At 68.2% G+C, this 2604-nt stretch carries 2 protein-coding genes; both read left to right on the top strand.

The annotated features are described in order from the left end of the window. Window positions 1-212 precede the first annotated feature (212 nt). The gene (locus tag GBZ26_RS28705; RefSeq protein ID WP_174441712.1) at window positions 213-1385 is read left to right on the top strand and encodes an isovaleryl-CoA dehydrogenase; all 1173 of its coding nucleotides are present in this window, start codon (window positions 213-215) and stop codon (window positions 1383-1385) included. A gap of 36 nt (window positions 1386-1421) precedes the next feature. After that, window positions 1422-2603, top strand: a complete 1182-nt coding sequence (locus tag GBZ26_RS28700; RefSeq protein ID WP_035679327.1) for an acetyl-CoA C-acyltransferase — start codon at window positions 1422-1424, stop codon at window positions 2601-2603. The last annotated feature ends 1 nt before the right edge of the window (window position 2604 follow it).

The following is a 2604-nucleotide window of genomic DNA, read 5'->3' as shown; positions in this document are numbered from 1 at the left end:
GTCGTCACGAGCCCCCACCCAAACCCTCCCCCGCTTTGCAGGGGGAGGAGTTAAGCCCTCCCCTGCGAAGCGGGGGAGGGTTTGGGTGGGGGCTCGTGACGACCACTCCCCACAACCCCTTGCCACGCCCATTTCCATACGCTACCGTACGGCTCCATACGTCGCCGTATGGCGGGAACGAAGAACAGACCTCCGGGGGGAGCGCCAACACCATGCTGTCGAACCAGTATCCGACCCTGAACTTCGACCTCGGCGAATCCGCGGACATGCTGCGCGACACGGTGCGCAGCTTCGCCGCCGACGAGATCGCGCCCCGCGCCGCCGAGATCGACCGCACCAACGAGTTCCCGAACGAGCTGTGGCGGAAGTTCGGCGACCTCGGCGTGCTCGGCATCACGGCGGAGGAGGAGTATGGCGGCGCCGGCATGGGCTATCTGGAACATGTCGTGGCGATGGAGGAAATCTCCCGCGCCTCGGCCTCGGTCGGCCTCAGCTACGGCGCGCACTCCAACCTCTGCGTCAACCAGATCCGCAAGAACGGCACGGCGGAGCAGAAGACCCGCTACCTGCCCAAGCTGATTTCCGGCGAGCACATCGGCGCCCTCGCCATGTCGGAGCCGAACGCCGGGTCCGACGTGGTGTCGATGAAGCTCCGCGCCGAGAAGAAGGGCGACCGCTACGTGCTGAACGGCACGAAGATGTGGATCACCAACGGGCCGGACGCCGACACGCTGGTGGTCTACGCCAAGACCGACGTCAACGCCGGCCCGCGCGGCATCACCGCCTTCCTCATCGAGAAGTCCTTCAAGGGCTTCTCCGTGGCGCAGAAGCTCGACAAGCTGGGCATGCGCGGCTCCAACACCGGAGAGCTGGTGTTCGAGGACTGCGAGGTGCCGGAGGAGAACATCCTGGGCGGCGTCGGGCGCGGCGTGAACGTGCTGATGTCGGGTCTTGACTATGAGCGCGCGGTGCTGGCCGGCGGGCCGCTCGGCATCATGCAGGCTTGCATGGACGTGGTGATCCCCTACCTGCACGACCGCAAGCAGTTTGGCCAGCCGATCGGCGAGTTCCAGCTCATGCAGGGCAAGCTGGCCGACATGTACACGATCATGAACGCCGCCAAGGCCTATGTGTACGCCGTCGCGAAGGCCTGCGACCGCGGTGAGACGGCCCGCAAGGACGCCGCCGGGGCGATCCTCTTCGCCGCCGAAAAGGCGACCTGGATGGCGCTGGAGGCCATTCAGACTCTGGGCGGCAATGGCTACATCAACGAATACCCGACGGGCCGCCTGCTGCGCGACGCCAAGCTCTACGAGATCGGCGCCGGCACCAGCGAAATCCGCCGCATGCTGATCGGGCGCGAGCTGTTCAAGGAAACGGCCTGAGGAAAACGGCGCAAAGCCGGAGGGAAGGGAAGAACCATGACCGATACCGTTGTGATCGCGGGCGCCGCCCGCACGCCGATGGGCGGCTTCCAGGGTGACTTGCAGGGGTTGACCGCGCCGCAGCTCGGCTCCGCCGCCATCAAGGCGGCGCTGGAGCGGGCCGGGGTGAAGCCGGACGCCGTGGACGAGGTGTTCATGGGCAACGTCCTGCCCGCCGGTCTGGGGCAGGCGCCGGCCCGTCAGGCGTCGCTCGGCGCCGGCATCCCGGAGGCCGCGGGCTGCACGACCATCTCCAAGGTCTGCGGGTCGGGCATGAAGGCGGTGATGCTCGCCACCGACCTCATCAAGGCCGGCTCGGCCGAGATCATGGTGGCCGGCGGCATGGAGAGCATGTCCAACGCCCCCTACCTGCTGGACCGCGCGCGCGGCGGCTACCGCATGGGCCATGGCCGCGTGCTCGATCACATGTTCCTCGACGGGCTGGAGGACGCTTACGACCGCGGGCGCCTGATGGGCACCTTCGCGGAGGAATGCGCCACCCACTACCAGTTCACCCGCGAGGCGCAGGACAATTACGCCATCGAGAGCCTGAACCGCGCCCGCCGCGCCACCGAGGACGGCAGCTTCGTCAAGGAGATCACCGCGGTCACCGTCAAGGGCCGCAAGGGCGACACGGTGGTGGAGAAGGACGAGCAGCCGCTGAAGGCCGACCCGGCCAAGATCCCCACGCTGAAGCCCGCCTTCGCCAAGGACGGCACGGTGACGGCGGCCAACGCCTCCTCCATCTCCGACGGTGCGGCGGCGCTGGTGCTGACCACCCGCTCCAACGCCGAGAAGCTCGGCCTGCCGATCCTCGCGGAGATCAAGGCCCACGCCAACCACGCCCAGGCCCCGGCCTGGTTCACCACCGCACCCGTGGGCGCGATCAACAAGGTGCTGGAGCGCGCCGGCTGGTCGGCCAAGGACGTGGACCTCTACGAGCTGAACGAGGCCTTCGCCGTGGTCGCCATGGCGGCCATGCGCGAACTCGACATCCCGCACGACAAGATCAACGTGCATGGCGGTGCCTGCGCGCTCGGCCATCCGATCGGCGCGTCGGGGGCGCGCATCCTGGTGACGCTGCTGGCGGCGCTGGAGAAGAACGGGCTGAAGCGCGGCGTCGCCTCGCTGTGCATCGGCGGCGGCGAGGCCACGGCGGTGGCGGTGGAGCTGGTGTAAG

The sequence above is a fragment of the Azospirillum formosense genome (assembly GCF_013340925.1).
In the GTDB taxonomy this organism is placed as follows: domain Bacteria; phylum Pseudomonadota; class Alphaproteobacteria; order Azospirillales; family Azospirillaceae; genus Azospirillum; species Azospirillum formosense.
The sequence above is the reverse complement of the archived record's forward strand: the minus strand, read 5'-3'. Positions and strand labels throughout refer to the sequence as shown.

Excerpts from the sequence above, each read along its gene's own strand:
- GBZ26_RS28705 (WP_174441712.1), top strand. The coding sequence starts at position 213 with ATGCTGTCGAACCAGTATCCGACCCTGAACTTCGACCTCGGCGAATCC.
- GBZ26_RS28700 (WP_035679327.1), top strand. The coding sequence starts at position 1,422 with ATGACCGATACCGTTGTGATCGCGGGCGCCGCCCGCACGCCGATGGGC.